The sequence below is a fragment of the Stenotrophomonas aracearum genome (assembly GCF_031834615.1).
Taxonomy (GTDB): domain Bacteria; phylum Pseudomonadota; class Gammaproteobacteria; order Xanthomonadales; family Xanthomonadaceae; genus Stenotrophomonas; species Stenotrophomonas aracearum.
This window is the reverse complement of record NZ_CP115543.1, coordinates 3,480,476-3,499,940: the sequence shown is the minus strand read 5'-3', so window position 1 is coordinate 3,499,940 and position 19,465 is coordinate 3,480,476. Positions and strand designations below refer to the sequence as shown.

Below are 19,465 nucleotides of genomic sequence, written 5' to 3'. Positions count from 1 at the left end.
GCATCACCAGCACCGCGACCGGCACGTCCTGCATGTCCGCGTAGCGCGGCAGGTGCGCTACGTGCGCGGTGACCGCAAACAGCACCAGGGCCACCAGGCTCACCACCAGTGCGGCAACACCCAGCGCGGAATGGCGGGGCCCGGTCCTGGTCATGCGATCTCCCCGCGCACGGCAACCACCAACCAGTTGTTGAACGGCGTGTTCCCGTACAGCGGGGTCATCTGCAGCTGCAGGCCGGCGGCTTCCAAAGGGGCGCGAACGCTCGCCGCATCCGGATAATGGCGCGGGCGCGTGCCCATCCAACCCACCAGGTGGGCCAGCATGTCGGTGACGCGGGTGGTGCGGTCGCGGCCGCTGTTGTCGGCCAGCGTGGTGCGGATCACCAGTCGGCCACCGGGCGCAACGCGCGCTGCTGCATCGCGCAGCAACACCGGTTGGGCCTCGGCCGGCAGGTACTGCAGCACATCCAGCAGGGCCACGCTGCCGTGGTGGTGGGGCAGGGCAGCACTGGCGTCCACGCAGTCGAAACGCGCCTCGACCAGCGCCGCACGCGCACCCGCGCGCTGCGCGCGGGCAATCTTGTCGGCGTCGATATCCACGCCCAGGTACGGCTGGCTGCGGTCATGTTGCCTCAGTACATGCGCCAGCAAGCCCAGCCCGCAGCCGATGTCCAGCAGCGGACGCGAACACGGCGCCAGCGCCGCCAGCACGCCCGGGTACAGCGGGTCGCTGCCGAGCTTGCCGCGGCTGTAGTAGTAATCGCGGCGGTTGCCGAAGCGGTGCGCCGGGCGGTACGCCTCGGCGATGCGGTGGGCCTGTTCCCTGGCCAGTGGTGATGCGTCCGTGCTCAGCGTGCTGCCCCATCGTCCAGGAGGGTGCGCGCCACCGGCAAGGCCAGGCGCGTCCATTCGGTATACATCGCGGCGGAGGGATGCAGGCCGTCTTCGACCAGCATCGCCGGTTCGGCACCGCGTTCGCGGCTGACAGGCGTGATGTCCACGAAGGCCACGCCATGGTCGGTGCAGATCGTCTTCGCGGCCGCGTTGTACGCATCCAGTTCGCGCGCGATCTGCGCGGGATCACGCTTGTTGTCGCGTGCGAACGGGGTCACGCCCCAGTCGGGAATCGACAGCACCAGCACGCGCCCCGGACGCTTGTCGGCGAACGCGATCGCGCGCTGCAACAGGGCAGTGAAGGCGGGACGGTACTCCTCCACGCTGCGCCCCCGGTACTGGTCGTTGACCCCGATCAGCAGGCTGACGAAGCCAAACGGCCCCTGCGGCGCGGCGGCGTCGATCCCGCCGTCCAGTTCGTCTGTAGTCCAGCCGGTGGTGGCGATGATCTGCGGTTCGTCCACGACATGCCCGGCTTCCTGCAGCGCCGTGGCCAGCTGCACCGGCCAGCGCCCGGCCGGGGCCACGCCTTCACCGATGGTGTACGAGTCGCCCAGCGCCAGGTAGGACACCGCCACCTCAAGCCACCGCGCTGCGTGGCTTGAGCGGGACTACTTTGGTATTGGCTTCAGCGCGGCGCGCCAGCGCCCGGTCGATGCGCGCGAACACGTCGCGCATCACCTCGGCCTCCGGCAGCAGGGTCACGCGGAAGTGGTGGCGGTAGGGCACGTTGAAGCTCGAGCCGGGCACCACCAGCACGCCTTCCTGGTTCATCAGGTCGAGTGCGAAATCGTGGTCGTCGAAGCTGCGTGCCGCATCGCCCACCACCGCCGGGAACGCATAGAGCGCACCGGCCGGCGCCACCAGCGAAAGGTGTTCGCTGGCGTTGCAGGCCTCGATCACCGCACGGCGGGTTTCATACAGGCGGCCACCGGGGGCGCACAGCGCCGACACCGTGTCCGGCCCGTTCACCGCCGCATCGATGGCGTACTGGCCCGGCACGTTGGCGCACAGGCGCAGCGCGCTGAGCAGGTCCATCGCCGCGCGGAACTCGCCCAGGCGCTGGGCGGCGCCGGACAGCATCGCCCAGCCCACGCGCCAGCCGCAGGCGCGGTGCACCTTGCTCAGGCCGCTGAAGGTGATGCACGGGTGGTCGCCGGCCAGCGGGGCCACCGGCTGGAACTGCGCGCCGTCATACAGGATCTGGTCGTAGATCTCATCGACCATCAGCAGCAGGTTGTGCTTGGCCGCCACCGCCACGATGCGCTCCAGCAGCTCGCGCGGGTAGCTGGCGCCGCTGGGGTTGTTCGGGTTGATCAGCACGATCGCGCGGGTGCGCGAAGACACCAGCGATTCGATCTCCACCGGGTCGGGCTGGAAGTTGTTCTCCGGCGCGCAGCGGTAGTACACCGGGCGGCCGTCGTTGAGGATGGTCGCCGCCGACCACAGCGGGTAGTCGGGCGAGGGCACCAGCACTTCGTCGCCGGGGTTGAGCAGGGCGCGCAGCGACAGGTCGATCAGCTCGCTCACCCCGTTGCCGATGAACACCCGGTCCGGGTGCGCGTCGGGGGCGCCACGGCGGGCATACGCGGCGGCAATCGCCTCACGCGCCTCGGGCAGGCCCTGCTGGTGGGTGTAGGGATCGGTACGGCCCATGTCGTCGGCAATGGCGCGCTGCAGGTGTTCCGGCGCGCGGAACCCGAAGTTGCCCGGGTTGCCGATGTTCAGCTTGATCAGCTTGCGCCCCTGTGCCTCCAGCTCCCGCGCTCGCCGCGCCAGTTCGCCCCGGATCTCGTAGCGGACTTCGGACAGGCGCTCGCGGGTAGCAAGCGGCTTCAGCGGGGGCGTTGACATGACTGGGCCGTGGTTTCGGGCATGGAAATCGCATGGTAGCGGAAATGCTGCGGTGCGGTTGCGGCCCTTCGCCTAGAATGGGCCCATGAGCGAACCGATCGACTTCCACGCCCTGCAGACCATGGGCTGGCCCTGGGCAGGCGCCCCCGAGCTGCCGGCCTGGCAGGCCCTGTTCGATGCCCACCCGCAGGGCCGCCCGGGCCGGGTGGTCGAACAGCACCGCACCGGCTACGTGGTGGCCGACGCCCCCGGCGCGGCGATCAAGACCGAATCGCCCGCCGAATGGCAGCGCCCGCGCTTCCCCAGCCACGAACGCGCCGCGGTGGGCGACTGGGTGCTGCTGGAAGGCAACCTGATCGTGGCGCTGCTGCCCCGGCGCACCGCGATCAAGCGCGGCGCGGCCGGCGAGCACTACCACCAGCAGGTGATCGCGGCCAACATCGATACCGTCTTCATCGTCTGCGGGCTGGATTCGGACTTCAACCCGCGCCGGATCGAGCGCTACCTGATGCTGGTCGGCGGCGGTGGCGCGCGCCCGGTGGTGGTGCTGACCAAGGCCGACCAGACCGAATACAGCGAAGACGCGCTGGCCGTGCTCGAAGAACTGGCCGCCCAGGACATCCCGCTGCTGGCCATCAATGGCCGCGACCCGGCCAGCGCCAGCGCACTGCTGCCGTGGCTGGGCGCCGGCCAGACCGTGGTGCTGGTGGGTTCCTCCGGCGCCGGCAAGTCGACCCTGACCAACACGCTGCTCGGCTACGAGCTGATGAAGACCGCCGAAGTACGCGGCAACGACTCCAAGGGCCGCCACACCACCACCCACCGCGCGCTGATTCCGATGCCGTCCGGCGCCTGCCTGATCGACACCCCCGGCATGCGCGAGCTCAAGCCCACCGGTGAAGAAGCGCTGGGCGAAGTGGGCTTTGCCGACGTCGAAGCGCTGGCCGAACAGTGCCGCTTCCGCGATTGCGCCCACCAGCGCGAGCCCGGCTGCGCCGTGCGTGCGGCCATCGACTCGGGTGAACTGGATGAAGAGCGGCTGCTGAACTACTTCAAGCTGAAGGAAGAAGTGGCTGCGGCTGCTGCGAAGCTGGCGGTGCGCCAGGCGCAGCAGGCGATCGAACGCAAGCACGTGAGCAAGGGCGCGCAGTGGCGCCCGACCAAGAAGCGGTAATGCCTGGCGTCATTGGTAGGCGCCGCTTTGGATGGCGCTCAATAGCCGCATGACCGAGTCGCGACCGGCGGGGGTGTCCATTACCTCGGCCGGGGCCCGACCGCCCAGGGCCGGCTGCGGCCGCTGGATCCAGTCGCCCACCCACTGCTCCACATCGAAGGTGCCGGCCTCAGCTCTGTCTGGCTCGGCCGCCAGCATGTCTTCAACGCGGTTGATGAGCTCCGTCACGCCGGGCGCGGACTGCCCGTTAGTTCCTGCGCACAGGGACTCTTCGCGCATCTTCTTGATGGAGTCGGCTTTGGGGCTGTGCACGAAGGTCTGGAAAGTGACGGTGCCGTCGAATATCCCATCAATGGGCTCTCTGACCACCTGGTAAGGCACGCCATCGCGCTCGATCCAGCCCTCTTTGGCAAGCGGCGCCCCGCGTAGCAAGGCCCTGAAGGCCGGACCTTGACCGGAAGCTGGTGCCCCAGAGCTGACGCTTCCCGCACGGAGTGCGCCCGTCCGGACGCACGAGCCGCCCGCGTACCCTGCCCACCCCGCGCCGACCCTGCTACTGTCTCTGTATGAACAGCGCGCCCATGACCATGGACCGTGACGTAACCCACCACACGGCGCTGGACGCCCGGCTGGTGGAGGCGGTTGGCGGCATCCGCCTGCTGACGTTGACCAGCTGGCCAGCCGCGCTCCAGGCCCCGTTTCTCGCCAGTGTTGCGCGTGGGCAACCGGTACTGCCGGTGCTGGAATATCCAAAGCTCGATTTCACCGACACCCGCCGCGAACTGGCCGCGCTCAGCGCCCAGTGCGACCTCAGCCACCCGCTGGGGCTGTACATCCAGCGTTCGGCCCACAGCTGGGACCTGGCCGCCGGCCTGCTGGAATCGCTGGGTACCGCTGAAGTGGACCGCTATTCGGTAGAGCTCTTCGGATCACCCGAGCAGCCGTTGCCCGGCAACGGCCCCAGCACGCGCGAGGCGGCCCGGCATTTCATCCAGATCGCGCAGGAGCTGGATCACGAGCTGCTGGCTCCGGAGGAGCAGGTACCGGTTTCGGCGACCGCGCTGCAGCTGCAATTGCAGAGCGACCTGGACGCCTTCTTCGAATCGCGCATCATCAGCGTGCAGCTGGACCCGGAACTGATCTCCAAGGCTGCGGCCGGTCCCACCCGCATCCGCCTGCGCACCAGTGCGCGGTTCAGCGCCTATGACCGCGCGCAGCTGTTCCACCATGAAGCGTTGGTGCATTCGCTGACCGCGCTCAATGGTCGCGAACAACCGCACCTGCCCAGCCTGGCGCTGTCCTCGCCGCGCGTGACCGCCACCCAGGAAGGGTTGGCCACGTTCGCCGAGCAGATCACCGGCAGCATCGACATCGAGCGGCTCAAGCGCATCAGCCTGCGTACCGAGGCCATTGCCATGGCGCGGGAAGGTGCGGACTTCATCCAGGTGTTCCGCTACTTCTGCGACGCGGGCCAGAACAACGAAGAGAGCTTTGCTTCCGCGCAGCGCGTGTTCCGTGGCGTGCCGGCTACGGGTGGCGCGGCGTTTACTAAGGACACCGTTTACCTGCGCGGGCTGGTCTCGGTGCATACCTTCTTCCGCCACATGCTGGCCGAGGATCGCCTGCAGAATTGCCGCTGGCTGTTCGCGGGGAAAATGTCATTGACCGACGCGATTGATTTCGCGCCGCTGTTTGAAGAAGGCATCCTGCGCCCACCGCGCTGGTTGCCGCACTGGGTGAGTCGGGCGAACGGGTTGGCCGGGATGCTGGCGTTTTCGTTGTTTGCCAATCGCATTCGGATGGATCAGCTGGCGGCGGAATGAGTAGCTGCCACGAGCAATGCTGTGCATTCGCTATAGATAGGAGAATAGGGAGGGATGGACCACGATCGATGGAAGTCGCAGCGCGGGGATGAGTGGTGGTTCGATGGAGGCAGCATCTCGGCATCAGGTCAGTTCGTGCCGGGATCGTCAGCGCTCTCCATCGACAGCGTGTCCGGCATTTCGTCTGCCGATCAGCTTGAGTTTCTGCTGTCGAAGACCATCCGGCAGTTCCCAGGTATTGAGCCAAGGCTGCTGGTTACCGCAACCATGAAACCCTTGTTGACGGAACTGGCAGCGCGTGGCGTTTTAGCTTGGGTGCCACTCCAACACCCGTTTTCGCTTGAGGCGCGTATTAGTCAGTTTACGACTTTCGCACCTGCTAGCTGCGCACGTACGATTAGCCTTCCGTACCCAAAGAATGATGTCCGCTTTGGCCGGAAGCGGACACTGGGTGTGCGGATCAACCCCGGCGGTGCTAACGTCTACTCTCGAGCAATTGCGGACGCACGTGCACTCGAATGAACATCGAAGAGCTGAGGGACAAATTGGTTCGCGCTGGAGTCCATTCGGGTCTCTACTCCATTGCGTTACCTGCCTCGGAGAGCGAGTCTTACTCCCTCGTGAGGGATGGCTCCGCTTGGGTCGTCCTCTACAAGGAGCGAGGCATCTTCACTGAGATCGGCAGCGGTCTCTCGGAAACCGAGGGTTGTCTCCTGCTTGACCAACTTTTGAGTGAGGCGATAGGCCTCGGTGACCCGACCGGAAGCGATCGTTCGTAGGTGACCACTTCCGACCTCTAGGTCTGCTGCTGGCCGAAAGCTGACATGAGGACCACCTGAGAAAATCGTCCAGCGCTACTGTTGGCTATCGACCCAGAGGATGCCGGAAAATAACGGATAATCTGTCCGCGCGTTCAACTGCTAAGTGGCTAGGTACTAATGTCCGTCTTCGAGTTCAGGGCAAGGTGGAAGGAAGAATTGGTCTGCACGGGGCCAGGCGGCACTTTCGTGCTTGAGTTACCAATGGGGATTCTTACTGCCTACCTCCCAACTGAAGATGCGTTCAAAAGAGCGGCGCCTTCATGGGCCGAGGACCTCTGGCCGGAGCTTAGAAGTGAGCTTGCACAGTGGTGCGTAACCAATAAGGCGCAACTGATCATAGACCCGACAGCAGGAGTTTACTAATTGATCGCAGCAGGTAAACGCCAAGATGGCTGTTGATGGTCGGACGACGTCTTGGATGTCTGCTTCTGGCCGAAAGCAGTCGTGGGCTCGACATGGCAGCATCCTAACCAGAGGGAAGACCAGTGGACAGCCGTGAGCTTGTTGTGCTCCTCGAGTCGCCGCAGAAGGACGTCACGTCGCCAGAGTTTGTGCGTGGGGCCATCAAAGCTGGGCTCCGCTGGCCAACTTCCTATTGGCCAGAGTTAGCCGTCCGGTGGATTGAAGAGGGGGCAGGCTTGGACAGCGAACTAGCCAGCCTGGTAAGTGCGGTGGCCGCTAACGAAAATTTTCCGCAGAGCCTTCGTCATCGCGCTTTTGCGCTAGCCCGAAGGTTCGATAGAGCCCAAGTGGCGCGGTAGTCTGGGGGTGATCTAATGGTTAGCTTCCGACTCATAGCGGACGATCTGAGCGTATAGGAAGAATGCAATGAGCAACTGGTCAGAGCAGGGATGTGAGCTTTGCAGGCAAGGAGTGCTCTCGAGCGAGTGGTCACCTGAAGTAGTGACGCGATTCGGCGGCAAGACCCTTCCTCCCCGTCACGTTCTCACTAGTCTAGAACAGCATGCGGCTCTTCATTACTGCGATTGCTGTGGTGCTTGGTGGGAGTTTGGTGAGCGGACGGCCTCTGTGATCGATGAGGCAGAGGCGAGACGCCTGTTCCCAGCGCACTTCGAGGGCTGATAGACCGGCCGCTCTTGGCCGGAAGCGGACATTACAGGGGCGGAATTGAGGTGTGGCCTGCACGCCAGCCGCTAAGTGTCGGCTGACCCGTGTTTCACCGTTCCACGATGAAGTTCGCATTTTAGGCAACGCGAAGCATGCCGTAAGAATTCCTTGATCTTTCCCTCGCACCATGGCGACGCACCTGCTCCACGCAGGCCATCTCCATCTTGCAACGGACCCCCATGCTCAACCGACCCCTGACTATCGCCGTGGCGATCGCGCTGTGCGCTGCCAATGCAAACGCCGCCGACGTGGATGCCGCGCTGAGCGTCGATTCGGCAGTCACCGCCCGCACGCTGGACGCTGCCTCCGTTATCGGCCAGGGCGAGACCCGCCAGGTGCAGCGCATCACCATCGCCGAAAAGCAGGTGTTGCCGCCCGGCACCAGCGCGCAGAAGATCCTCGACCGACTGCCTGGCGTGTCGGTGCAGTCGAATGATGCCTTCGGCGCCAATGAAGAGTCCCAGACCATCAGCCTGCGCGGCTTCGACAAGAGCCGACTCGGCTATACGCTGGACGGCCTGCCGCTGGGCGACAACAGCTACGGCAACTACAACGGCCTGAGCATCGCGCGTGCGCTGATCGCCGAGAACCTGGCCGGCGACGAGCTCTCGCAGGGCGTCGCTGACCTACGCGATTGATTTCGCGCCGCTGTTCGAAGAGGGCATCCTGCGCCCGCCGCGTTGGTTGCCGCACTGGGTGAGTCGCGCCAATGGGCTGGCCGGTATGCTGGCGTTCCCGCGGTTTGCCACCCGCATACGCATGGATCAGCTGGCGGCCGAGTGAGCAGTCGCCACCGACGATGCCCGACCGCCAGAAGCCCGGGCGCAATAACCAATCATCCTGAAAACACCCGCGGGTCCGAACCCGTGACCTTGACCACCGTTGAAGACGCGAAAGTAATGTTATAACATCGCGCCTCTTTCTTGGGGGGTCCGGTATGCGGCGTCACGTTCTTGCTGTTGCAACATTTCTTTGTGTCCAAGCTGCGCACGCAGCCGACAACGTCACCCTGCCCGCCGTAATGGTGCAGGCTGAAAAGGTTTCCCGCGTGGATACCGTAGTGAACGTGGAAAACACCCAGGCGCCCGACCGGACGCTGGGCGACATGCTCAAGCACGTCTCAGGTGTACAGAGCGGCGCATTCGGCCCGAACTCGGGCGCGCCGGTGATTCGCAGCCTGAGTGGAAACCGCGTGCAGGTCCTTGAAGACGGTCAGTCGATTCTCGGCATGAATGCCATCAGCGGTGACATCAACGTCCCGTTTGACCCGCTTTTTGTGAAGAGCGTCACGGTCAACAAGTCGTCCGACACCGTGCGCTTTGGCGGCAACGCCATCGGCGGCAGCGTCAATATGGACTCTGGTTTGATCTCCCGCGAAATGGAAGACAAGGATCAGGAGATGGAACTGATGCTCCGAAAGGGGTTCAACGATGCCGATGCGCAGGGCTTCCGCATGAACTTCAACAATCAGCGGAACATCTCCACCAACCTGCAGATGTCCGTGCAGCGGATCTCACACTACGACATCCCGGGCAACAGCAAGGCAAGCGTGTGCGACAGCCAGATGTTTCCGGTTGCGGGCGGCGCCAACAGCGCACTGGCCGACAGTTGTCAGAGGGAGGCACGCGTGCAGCGTGTCTACAACAAAGCATCGCAGCCTTTCATCGATCAGTTCATGACCGAGAATCCCGACTGGGCAGACGGGGACTTCTCCTTCTTCACCAACCGGCCCACCTCTGTCTGGATGGGAAAAACCTACACCAATCCTGCCAATCCGCAGTACGTGGAAGGAACCCCTTCCTATGTGCAGAACAAGATAAACCGGGACGTCACGCCGAACTACCGCGTTACCCTGGGCAACAGCTATATCAAGAACACCCACCTGGCCGTGGGTTCAACCTACTTCTTCGAGCGCGGCTACATTGCAGCCAGCATGGACTCCAAGGACAGCGAGTACGGCGTGCCTGGATTCTCGATGGAGAACCTGTCGTTCGGCGCGGATTACAGCGCAGGACGCCCGGTGGGCGTAAAGCTCAAGCAGGACAAGTACACCATCGAAGCAAACCTTCGCGACCCGCTGCCGCTGTTCGAGCTGGCCGAGCTGAACCTGGCCAAGCTGGACAACACCTCGGGTGAGTACCTCGGCGCCACGAAGGCGAACGAGTACGATTTCAAGACCAATCAAGCCGAACTACTGCTCACCCACACGCCGTTTGGCCCACTCAGCGGCACACTCGGCGCCAGCCTCCGGTCCAGGGACATCACCGGAAGCGGCGCGCAGCGATACCTGCCTGATGTGGAGACCGACGCGACCGCGTTCTTCGTCAAGGAAAGCCTCGATCTGGGTTGGGCGATCTTCGACGGCGGGTTCAGGCATGAGCGCATTGACCACCAGATCAAGCCGAGCAGGTTCAAGACATCCCGGAATTCGCCCAACGCCACCCTGGAGGACCGTGCTTACTCGCTGAACAGCCATAGCATCGGCGGCTACTTCGAACTTGGCAGCCGCTTCTCGGCAAAGCTGCGCTACTCGGACTCCGAGCGGGCGCCCGAGGTCAACGAGCTCTACGCGAGCAACGCGCACTACTCAACCATGACCCAGGAAGAGGGCAGCCAGAAGCTGAGTCCGGAACGGGCGCGAACCAGTGAAGCCACGCTGGCGTTCAAGAGTTCCGGCTTCGCCGCCTCGGCCACGGCCTATGAGATGAAGTACCAGAACTACCTCTACCTGGGCTACTCCGGGCTGCAGACCGCCAACCGATTGCCGCTGAAGTATTGGAAGCAGACCGACACCACCGTGGAAGGCGTTGAGATCGATGTCTCCCAATCGATGGACCTGGGGGCGTTCGGAAAACTCGACCTCTCGGCATTTTCGGACCTAGTGAAGAACAAGGCGGACAACCCGGACTCACTGCGTGCCCACAACGATGGCGAGTACCTGCCGAATATGCCCACCAATCGTTACGGCGCCAACATCGCCTGGCAGAACCGCGGATGGAAGGCGCGGCTGTCCAGCATCTATTACGACAAGCAGAAGTACCTGGGGAAGAACGTAAGCGAAGAGATCCCGCTGGATGCGTTCAACATGGTTGATCTTCAAGTGAGCCGCGAGTTCGCGGTCCGCAACAGCTATGTCTCAGCGGTGGAAGTCTTCATCAATGGATCGAATCTTCTCGATGAAGAGGCGCGCCCCCACAATTCGCCCCTCAAGTACATAGCGCCACTTCCTGGTCGTGGGTTTCAGGTGGGTGTGAGTGTCAAGCTCTGATCGACGGACATTTCCAATGGCTCGGATGACCTGTTCGATGGTCATCCAGGCTTACCTGGCGCTGCTCGTGGTGTACGCCTGGAGTGCCAAGGTGCGGGCGGCGATTTCTGCGGTGCCCGCGTCTGTGCCTTCCATGGGCCTGGTCGGCGACGGTGTCAGCGCAGTCGAGATGTCTACCGCAGTCGTCTGCGCCTGCGTTGTCGCCGCATCGTGTCGCCATACGGCACGCACTCGACGCCCGGCAGCCCCCGTGTTTGCGAGCAGCGCAGCGGCGCTGGTGCTATCGGCGCTCTTTGCGTTACCCGTCGCTGGCGGGGGTCTCACCTCAATGCTCATCTCCACAGGCGCCGGCATGATGGGCGCGTCGCTATGGGTATGGACGACCAATCCATGACGAGGGTCGCAGTTTCGGCCAGCGCGACAACGCCGTAAGAATCCCTTAACCTTCCGCTCGCACCATGGCGACGCACCTGCTCCACGCAGGCCATCTCCATCTTGCAACGGACCCTCATGCTCAACCGTCCCCTGACGATCGCCGTGGCGATCGCGCTGTGCGCTGCCAATGCAAATGCCGCCGACGTAGATGCCGCGCTGAGCGCCGACTCGGCTGCCACCGCCCGCACGCTGGACGCCGTCTCCGTCATCGGCCAGGGCGAAACCCGCCAGGTGCAGCGCCTCACCATTGCTGACAAGCAGGTGTTGCCGCCCGGTACCAGCGCACAGAAGATCCTCGACCGGCTGCCCGGCGTGTCGGTGCAGTCCAACGACGCGTTCGGCGCCAACGAAGAATCCCAGACCATCAGCCTGCGCGGCTTCGACAAGAGCCGCTTGGGCTACACGCTCGACGGTCTGCCGCTGGGCGACAACAGCTACGGCAACTACAACGGCCTGAGCATTGCGCGTGCGCTGATCGCCGAGAACCTGGCCGGCGCCGAGCTCTCGCAGGGCATCGGCTCGCTGGGCGTGGCGTCCACCAGCAACCTGGGCGGCACCATCCAGTACTTCTCGCAGGACCCGTCCACCGAGTTTGGTGGCCGTGCCAGCGTCACCGTGGGCGACGACAACCAGCGCCGTGGCTACCTGCGCGTGGACACCGGCGACCTCAACGGTTTCTCGGCCTATGTCTCCGGCGTTCACCAGGACGCGGACATGTGGGCCGAGCCGAACCAGAACCAGACCACCCGCCAGTTCAACGCCAAGGCGGTGTGGCAGGTGGGCGACCATCGCTTCGGGGCCTTCGCGGCCACCTCGCGGGTCAGCCAGGCCAACTATGCGTACCTGTCCAAGAGCATGCTCGCCCGTGGCCTGGGCTGGGACTGGAACATCTACGCACCGGACTGGGATCGCGCCCTGGCTGCCGCGTACTGCGCGCCGGCCACCTATGATGCCCAGCGCTGCGCCTTCAGCGGCGGCGTCAACAGCATCGACGACGCGTACTACCAGAGCCGTGCCCTGCGCGACGACAACCTGTACTCGCTCGATGCTGACTTCGCACTGGGCGACACCGCGCGTCTGAAGCTGCTCGGGTACCACCATGAGAACCGCGGCCAGGGCCACTGGTGGGCACCCGGCCAGCCGTCCAACCCGGGCACGCCGCAGGCGCTGCCCATCTCCATCCGCAGCACCAACTACACCATCAACCGGCAGGGCATCACCGCCGCGCTGAGCTGGCAGTGGGGCCTGCACGAGCTGGAAGCGGGGCTGTGGTACGAGCGCAACGACCACAACGTGGAGCGCAACTTCTACTACATCACTGGTCCGTTCCTGGACGATGGTTACCTGAACTACCCGAACCGCCGCCTGTTCGATCAGGACTACGACATCCGCACGCGCCAGTTCTACGTGCAGGACCGCATGCGTTTCCTGGATGACCGGCTGACCGTGGATGTGGGCATCAAGAGCCCGAATACCCGCATGACGGCAGTTTCAAAACCTGGCACCGAGTCCAGCTATGCATCGGGCACGCTCACCGCGAAGGAGTCGGTGCTGCCGCAGGCAGGTATCGGCTTCAAGCTCAGCGAGCGCAATGAAGTGTTCGCCTCCTACGCCGAGAACATCGCCGCCTTCGTCGGTGGTGGCAGTGGCGGCCCGCTGCAGGTCTCGCCGGAGTCGTTTGCGGCCAGCGTGGATGATCTGGAGCCGGAGAAGTCGCGGACGCTGGAAGCGGGCTTCCGTACGTTTGGCGAGAAGTACCAGGCCTCCATCGCGGCTTACCACGTGATGTTCGACAACCGCCTGCTGTCGCTCAACCCGTGTACCAGCATTGAGGTGGGTACCCGCCCGGAGTGCATCACGCGCTTCATCAACGTGGGTTCGGTGAAGAGCCAGGGTGCGGAGCTGACCTTCATCCTCAAGCCGGTGGAAGGGCTGCAGTGGTACAACGCGGTGTCGTGGAACAAGACCACCTACGAGGATGACTACATCTCCGGTGGCGTGGTGGTGCCGGTGGCCGGGAAGATCACCGTGGATACGCCGCAGCAGATGGTGTCCAGCGAGATCAGCTGGAACCGGGATGGTTTCTTCGCCAGCCTGCGCGGGAAGTACACCGGGAAGCGGTACTACACGTATACCAACGACCAGTCGGTACCGGGCGTGACCACGTTTGATGCGGGCATGGGGTATTCGTTCGGGCCGGGGCTGGGGCTGCGGGACGTGAAGGTGGCGCTGAATGCCACGAACCTGACCAACAAGCGGTATGCCGGGCAGCTGAGCTCGTTTGCGCCGACTGACCCGAATGGAACTCGGTATGCGATTCATGCAAGCGCGCCGCGCCAACTGTTCCTGACCTTCGGCGCGGAATTCTGACGTAGTGCCGGCCGCCGGCCGGCTCCACGTGGTCTACGTCTCGTTCGACATACCGCCTGGAGCCGGCCAGCGGCCGGCACTACGAGGGTCGGGTGCGGCCGGCCGTTCGGGGCGTGACCGCTCAGAACATATGCAACCCACCGTTCACCGCATAATCCGCCCCAGTGACGTACGCGGCATCATCCGAAGCCAGCCACGCACACAGGCTGGCCACTTCTTCCGGCTTGCCCAACCGCCTGATCGGCACCGATCCGGCCAACCGATCCAGCACATCCGGCGGGAAGCTGCTGATCGACTGGCTGGCGATGTACCCGGGCGAGATGGTGTTCACCGTCACCCCGCGCGTGGCCACTTCATTGGCCAGCGCCCGGCTGAAACCATGCATCGCCGCCTTCGCCGTAGCAAAGTTCACCTGGCCGATCTGGCCCTTGTGCGCGCTCACCGAGCCGATGTTCACGATCCGGCCCCACCCGCGCGATGCCATGCCATCAATCACCTGCTTGGTGATGTTGAACAACGCATGCAGGTTCGAGCCCATCACCGCGTTCCAGTCGTCCTGGCTCATCTGCCGGAACAGCACGTCGCGGCTGCCGCCGGCGTTGTTCACCAGTACGTCGATTTCGCCCACCTCGGCCTTGACCTTGGTGAAGGCCGCCACCGTGGACTGCCAGTCGGCCGCGTTGCCTTCGGAGGCGATGAAGTCAAAGCCCAGCTCGCGCTGTTCGCGCAGCCATGCGGCTTTGCGTGGCGAATCCGGTGCGCAGCCCGCCACCACCGTATGGCCGTTGCGGGCCAGTTTCTGGCAGATGGCGGTGCCCACGCTGCCCATGCCGCTGGTGACGTATGCAATGCGAAGGGTCATCTCGATATCTCCAGGATCAGGCCGCGAAGGGATACAGCGCGCACAGCAGGCTGCCGAACATCAGCACCAGTGAGACCATCACCGCCCATTTCAGGGTGAACTTCTGATGGTCGGCAAACTCCACCTTTGCCAAGCCCACCAGCAGGTAGGTGGAAGGGACCAGCGGGCTGAGCAGATGCACCGGCTGGCCCGCCAGCGAGGCGCGCGCCATCTCTACCGGTGTGATGCCGTAGTTGCCGGCCGCCTCGGACAGGATCGGCAGCACGCCGAAGTAGAAGGCGTCGTTGGACATGAAGAAGGTGAACGGCATCGAGGCCAGCGCGGTGATCACTGCCAGGTACGGGCCCCAGGCATCGGGAATGACCGCCAGGAAGCTGCGCGACATCGCCTCCACCATGCCGGTGTTGTTGAGGATGCCGGTGAAGATGCCCGCCGCGAAGATCAGCGACACCACCGAAAGCACATTGCCGGCATGGTTCACCACGCGGCGGCGCTGCTCGGCCAGGTTCGGGTAGTTGATCACCAGTGCGATCGCAAAGCCGACCATGAACAGCACCGGCATCGGCAGCACGCCCATCACCAGCGCGGTCATCAGGGCCAGGGTCAGGGCCAGATTCACCCACAGCAGCTTCGGGCGCTTGGTGTCTTCGGCATCTTCCACGGTGGGCAGCGAGCCATCATCGGACACGCTGGAATCCATCCAGCTGCCACCGCTCGGCAGCTTCACCACGCCCAGGCGGCGGCGTTCCTTCAGGCCCAGGTACCACGCCAGCAGCAATACGGAAGCACAGGCCAGCACCATCGCTGGAATCAGCGGCACGAACACGTCGGCCGGGTCCACATGCAGCGCCGTGGCCGCGCGTGCGGTCGGCCCGCCCCACGGGGTGAGGTTCATCACGCCGCCGGCCAGGATGGTCACGCAGGTCATGTTCAAGGCGTTCATGCCCAGGCGCTGGTACAGCGGCAGCATCGCCGAGACGGTGATCATGTAGGTGGTGGAGCCGTCGCCATCCAGCGAAATCAGCATCGCCAGCGCCGCCGTGCCCAGCACGATTTTCATCGGGTCGCCCTTGACCAGGCGCAGGATGATCCGCACCAGCGGGTCGAACAGGCCGGCGTCGATCATCACCCCGAAGTACAGGATGGCGAACATCAGCATCACGCCGGTCGGCGCGATCTTCTTGATGCCGTCCAGCATCATCTGGTCGATACCCGCACCGAAGCCACCTACCAGCGCGAACAGGATGGGAATGGTGATCAGCGCGACCAGCGGCGACAGTCGTTTGCTCATGATCAAGTACATGAACGTAATGACCATGCCAAAACCGAGGATGCTCAGCATCATCTGCGGGTTTCCTTGCAAAGGGGGTTAGAAATCGAACTGCAGGCGGCCGGTGACCGCGCGGGTGTGGTCCACGGTGGCTGCCGCCAGGTAATCGCGGTTGCGGCTGTCGATCAGGTTCAGCATGAAGCGCAGGTTCGGGCGCATGTACCAGTTGCCGCCCAGCGTCCACGCTTCGGTGCGCGCATCAATCAGGTCCGGTTGGCCGAACAGGTGCTGCTCGCCGCGCATCTGGTCGTAGCGCAGCGCCAGTTCGAACGCGCCGGCCTTGTGCCGGATGTCCTTGATGCGCGCGAAGCGGCCGGTCTTGCGGTCGTAGCCGCGCGACTCGCCGGTCACGAACCAGCTGAGCATGCCGTAGCCGGCCAGCACGGTGCCGCGCTGGCTGCCATCATCGAAGGTGGCGCCACTGAACTCGCCCTGCCAGCTCAGCGGGCCGCGCACCTGTGCGTATTCCAGCGACCACTTGTTCACGTCAGTGTCGCGGCCGGACGAGAAGTCGATCAGGGTCAGGCGGCTGTTGTCGGAAAGGTGACCGGCCGGACGCGGGCGGATCCGCAGGGCCGGCACGCCGTTGGCGCCGGGCGTGTCATAGCGTTCGTGCGCCAGCGAAAGGCCCAGGTGCAGCACGTCGCCCGCCGTGGCGCCCGGCGCCCAGGTGGCGCGTCCGCCGGCCGCACGGCCCTTCACCTGCCATGCGTCGATGCTTTCCAGGCTGTAGGCGCTGGCGGCCCAGGTCATGTCGCCCTTGGCGGCCTGCCAGGAGGCGCCCAACCGGTACAGCGGCGCCAGCGTGGTGCCGGCGTTGCCGCGCTCCAGGAAGCTGCCGTAGTTGGAGCCGGTGCGGTCGTCCAGCGAGAAGAACTGCTTGAACTGGCCGATGCTGAGCTTGCCGCCGCTGAAATCGCGGCTGACATACACGTCCTTGGCTTCCACCTGGTCGCCGGAGAAGTCCGCTTCCAGCTTGTAGTCCACCACGAAGAACTTGCCGGAGACGTCCAGCCAGGCGCGGCGGATCTCGGTGTCGTCCTTGTTTGGGGTGCCGCGCGAGTCGTTGTCGAAGTCGGCGAAGTCCAGGTGCAAGCGGCCGCCAAGGGTGGCCGTGACCGGCCGGTCTTCGTCGGTTTCGTCGGCGGCCCAGAGCGGGGCAGCGGCCAACAGCAGGGTGCAGGCGGCCAGCCCGCGGCAGCGCAGGAGTTGGTGGTGCATGAACCCTCCCAGGTACATGGCGGTGGGAGGGCAGGGCACAGGGCCGCGCATTCCCGCAGGTTGTCGATGGCGCAGCCTAGATCGGGGAAGCTGTCATCCACCTGTCGGCGCCTGTTGCAGCGCAGCGCAACCCACGAAACACGCCGCTCGCGCTAGGATTCCCGCACCGTTCCCCATTCCTGCCCCATGCGCATCCTGCTGGTCGAAGACAATCCGGACCTGGCCGACGCCATCGTTCGCCGCATGCGCCGCAGCGGCCACGCGGTGGATTGGCAGAGCGACGGCCTGGCCGCCGCCAGCGTGCTGCGCTACCAGAGTTTCGACCTGGTGGTGCTGGACATCGGCCTGCCCAAGCTCGACGGCCTGCGCGTGCTGGCCGGCATGCGCGAGCGTGGCGACGCCACACCCGTACTCATGCTGACCGCGCGCGATGGCATTGAAGACCGCGTGCAGGCGCTGGACGTGGGTGCGGATGATTACCTGGCAAGCCGTTCGACTTCCGCGAATTCGAGGCGCGCTGCCGCGTGCTGCTGCGACGCACGCGCGGACAGGCCAGCGAAGTGGTGCAGATTGGCGGCTTCCAGTTCGACAACGCCTCGCACCGTGTGAGCCTGGATGGGCAGCCCATAGAGCTGCCCAACCGCGAGTACCGCCTGCTGGAAATCCTGATGGGCCGGCTGGGCCATGTAGTGGGCAAGGACGAGATCGGCAATGGTTTGTTCGGCTTCGATGACGAGGCCGGCCCGAATGCCATCGAGCTGTACGTCGGCCGCCTGCGAAAGAAGTTGGCCGACGCACCGCTGCGCATCGTCACCGTGCGCGGCAGTGGCTACCTGCTCGAAGCCATCGACGGCGCGCCCGATGCCCAAGGCTGAAACCCGCGCCCCCAGCTCGCTGCGGCGCACGCTCACCCTGTACCTGGGCGTGCTGCTGGCGGTGTTCGCGGTGGCGTTGCTGTTCGCCGCGCGCGACTACGGCCAGCGTGCCGCCAACCGGTCCTACGACCATCTGCTGGTGTCGTCCGCCTTGTCCATCATCGACTCGGTGGCGCTGGTGGATGCGCAGTGGCAGGTGGATCTTCCCTATGCCTCGCTCGACCTGCTGGCGATGGCGCCGGACGACCGGGTGTTCTACCGCGTGTATGACGCGCGTAGCCGCACCGTTACCGGGTACCCAGACCTGCCGCCGCCGCCACGCACGCCCACCGACGAACCGCAGTTGTTCGATGCGCAGTACAGCGGGGAAACCGTTCGGTTCGTAGTGGTGTCGCGTCGCGTTTCATCGCCCTCGGCCCAGGCTGAAGTGCGGGTGCAGGTTGGCCAGACACGCTTGGCGCGTGAGGCGGTGGCGCAGGAGATCGTCAACCGCGCGTTGATTGCCATCGTTGTGTTGTCGTTGCTCTCGTTGGCACTGGTCGCGTTCGGCGTACATCGCGCGTTCCGCCCGCTGGTGAAGGTGGAACGCGAACTGTCGCGGCGCGAGCCGTCCGATCTGAGCCCGCTGGATGCGCGCGTACCCCGCGAAATGGACCAGATGGTGGCCGCTTTGAATCGCTTCATGGCGCGCCTGTCCACCAGCAATGAAACCCTGCGCGCCTTCATGGCTGAAGCCGCCCACCAGATGCGCACCCCGTTGGCCGCGCTGCGCGCCCAGGCCCAGCTCGCATTGGACGACGAAGACCCCGAAGACATGCACCGCAGCCTGGTCGCCATCGACCGCAACGCCACCCACATGAGCCGCCTGCTCAACCAGCTGCTCAGCGACGCCAGCGTCATCCACCGTTCCAACCTGCAGCGCTTCGCGCCCGTGGACATGGTGGAAACCGTGCACCAGGCGCTGCATGAAGCGCTGCCACAGGCGTTGCCGGCCCCGCGCGTGCAGCTGGCCGTAGGTGTGGCATCCAGCCGCGTGCAGGGCGACGCGCTGCTGCTGCGCGAAGCGATCAAGAACCTGATCGACAACGCCATCAAATACGGCGGCGACGGCCCGCTGCAGGTGGCGCTCACCGAAGAAGCACAGCACTGCGTCATCACCATTGCCGACCATGGCCCGGGCATTCCACCCGGCGACGCCGAGCGCGTCTTCGAGCGTTTCGCCCGCGGCGAAGAAGCCCCCGCGGGCGGGGCAGGGCTGGGCTTGGCCATCGTCAAGCGCGTAGTGGATAGCCACGGCGGCCACATCGACCTGAGCAACCGCCCGGGCGGCGGGCTGGTTGCCACCATTCGTTTGCCGAGGCTGCACGCATGATGCGCAATGCACCCACTCCTGGAGCGCTGGCACGCGCG

At 64.9% G+C, this 19,465-nt stretch carries 14 protein-coding genes and 3 pseudogenes; 10 read left to right on the top strand and 7 right to left on the bottom strand.

Going from position 1 to position 19,465, the window contains the following annotated elements; translation table 11 throughout:
* Window positions 1-150: 150 nt before the first annotated feature.
* The 3 genes from PDM28_RS15785 to PDM28_RS15775 are packed head-to-tail and all read right to left on the bottom strand — an operon-like array spanning window position 151 to window position 2,748.
* On the bottom strand, window positions 151-909 hold the full coding sequence (locus PDM28_RS15785; protein ID WP_311182778.1) for a methyltransferase domain-containing protein: 759 nt from the start codon (window positions 907-909) through the stop codon (window positions 151-153).
* Window positions 849-1,472, bottom strand: a complete 624-nt coding sequence (locus tag PDM28_RS15780; RefSeq protein WP_311182777.1) for an SGNH/GDSL hydrolase family protein — start codon at window positions 1,470-1,472, stop codon at window positions 849-851. The genes PDM28_RS15785 and PDM28_RS15780 overlap by 61 nt, the downstream gene beginning before the upstream one ends.
* A gap of 1 nt (window position 1,473) precedes the next feature.
* Window positions 1,474-2,748 carry a pyridoxal phosphate-dependent aminotransferase gene (locus tag PDM28_RS15775; protein WP_311182776.1) on the bottom strand — a complete coding sequence of 425 codons (1,275 nt, stop codon included), beginning with the start codon at window positions 2,746-2,748 and terminating at the stop codon, window positions 1,474-1,476.
* Window positions 2,749-2,833: 85 nt separating this feature from the next.
* Between PDM28_RS15775 and rsgA the strand changes: the two genes are divergently transcribed.
* On the top strand, window positions 2,834-3,922 hold the full coding sequence (gene rsgA, locus PDM28_RS15770; protein ID WP_311182775.1) for a ribosome small subunit-dependent GTPase A: 1,089 nt from the start codon (window positions 2,834-2,836) through the stop codon (window positions 3,920-3,922).
* Between the two features lie 9 nt (window positions 3,923-3,931).
* Here rsgA and PDM28_RS15765 read toward each other — a convergent pair whose 3' ends face one another.
* Window positions 3,932-4,303: an MbcA/ParS/Xre antitoxin family protein gene (locus PDM28_RS15765; RefSeq protein WP_311182774.1), complete on the bottom strand. Its 372-nt coding sequence runs from the start codon at window positions 4,301-4,303 to the stop codon at window positions 3,932-3,934.
* A 200-nt stretch (window positions 4,304-4,503) separates the two neighbouring features.
* Here PDM28_RS15765 and PDM28_RS15760 point away from each other — a divergent pair, with 200 nt between their 5' ends.
* From PDM28_RS15760 to PDM28_RS15730, 7 genes and pseudogenes are all read left to right on the top strand, one after another.
* Complete coding sequence (locus tag PDM28_RS15760; protein WP_311182773.1) at window positions 4,504-5,745, top strand: flavohemoglobin expression-modulating QEGLA motif protein; 1,242 nt, start codon at window positions 4,504-4,506, stop codon at window positions 5,743-5,745.
* A gap of 54 nt (window positions 5,746-5,799) precedes the next feature.
* Window positions 5,800-6,267, top strand: a complete 468-nt coding sequence (locus tag PDM28_RS15755) for a hypothetical protein (RefSeq protein WP_311182772.1) — start codon at window positions 5,800-5,802, stop codon at window positions 6,265-6,267.
* A gap of 1,606 nt (window positions 6,268-7,873) precedes the next feature.
* A pseudogene (locus PDM28_RS15750) lies at window positions 7,874-8,323 on the top strand (TonB-dependent receptor plug domain-containing protein); the annotation flags it as partial.
* 10 nt (window positions 8,324-8,333) lie between these two features.
* Window positions 8,334-8,477: pseudogene (locus tag PDM28_RS15745) on the top strand (flavohemoglobin expression-modulating QEGLA motif protein); the annotation flags it as partial.
* Window positions 8,478-8,631: 154 nt separating this feature from the next.
* The gene (locus tag PDM28_RS15740; RefSeq protein WP_311182771.1) at window positions 8,632-10,962 is read left to right on the top strand and encodes a TonB-dependent receptor domain-containing protein; all 2,331 of its coding nucleotides are present in this window, start codon (window positions 8,632-8,634) and stop codon (window positions 10,960-10,962) included.
* 16 nt (window positions 10,963-10,978) lie between these two features.
* Window positions 10,979-11,356 (top strand): hypothetical protein, encoded by a 378-nt coding sequence (locus tag PDM28_RS15735; RefSeq protein ID WP_311182770.1) that lies wholly within the window; start codon window positions 10,979-10,981, stop codon window positions 11,354-11,356.
* Between the two features lie 116 nt (window positions 11,357-11,472).
* On the top strand, window positions 11,473-13,767 hold the full coding sequence (locus tag PDM28_RS15730; protein WP_311182769.1) for a TonB-dependent receptor: 2,295 nt from the start codon (window positions 11,473-11,475) through the stop codon (window positions 13,765-13,767).
* A 121-nt stretch (window positions 13,768-13,888) separates the two neighbouring features.
* Here PDM28_RS15730 and phbB read toward each other — a convergent pair whose 3' ends face one another.
* The 3 genes from phbB to PDM28_RS15715 are packed head-to-tail and all read right to left on the bottom strand — an operon-like array spanning window position 13,889 to window position 17,180.
* Window positions 13,889-14,629: an acetoacetyl-CoA reductase gene (gene phbB, locus PDM28_RS15725; RefSeq protein ID WP_070209654.1), complete on the bottom strand. Its 741-nt coding sequence runs from the start codon at window positions 14,627-14,629 to the stop codon at window positions 13,889-13,891.
* Window positions 14,630-14,645: 16 nt separating this feature from the next.
* Window positions 14,646-15,971, bottom strand: a complete 1,326-nt coding sequence (locus PDM28_RS15720) for a CitMHS family transporter (protein WP_311184712.1) — start codon at window positions 15,969-15,971, stop codon at window positions 14,646-14,648.
* Between the two features lie 27 nt (window positions 15,972-15,998).
* Entirely contained in the window at window positions 15,999-17,180 is a 1,182-nt protein-coding gene (locus PDM28_RS15715; RefSeq protein WP_311182768.1) for an OprO/OprP family phosphate-selective porin, read from the bottom strand.
* Between the two features lie 186 nt (window positions 17,181-17,366).
* Between PDM28_RS15715 and PDM28_RS15710 the strand changes: the two are divergent.
* Together PDM28_RS15710 and PDM28_RS15705 are read left to right on the top strand one after the other, a co-directional pair.
* Window positions 17,367-18,055, top strand: a pseudogene (locus PDM28_RS15710) (response regulator).
* Window positions 18,042-19,427: a sensor histidine kinase N-terminal domain-containing protein gene (locus PDM28_RS15705; RefSeq protein ID WP_311182767.1), complete on the top strand. Its 1,386-nt coding sequence runs from the start codon at window positions 18,042-18,044 to the stop codon at window positions 19,425-19,427. Before PDM28_RS15710 ends, PDM28_RS15705 begins: the two are co-directional and overlap by 14 nt.
* Window positions 19,428-19,465 lie beyond the last annotated feature (38 nt).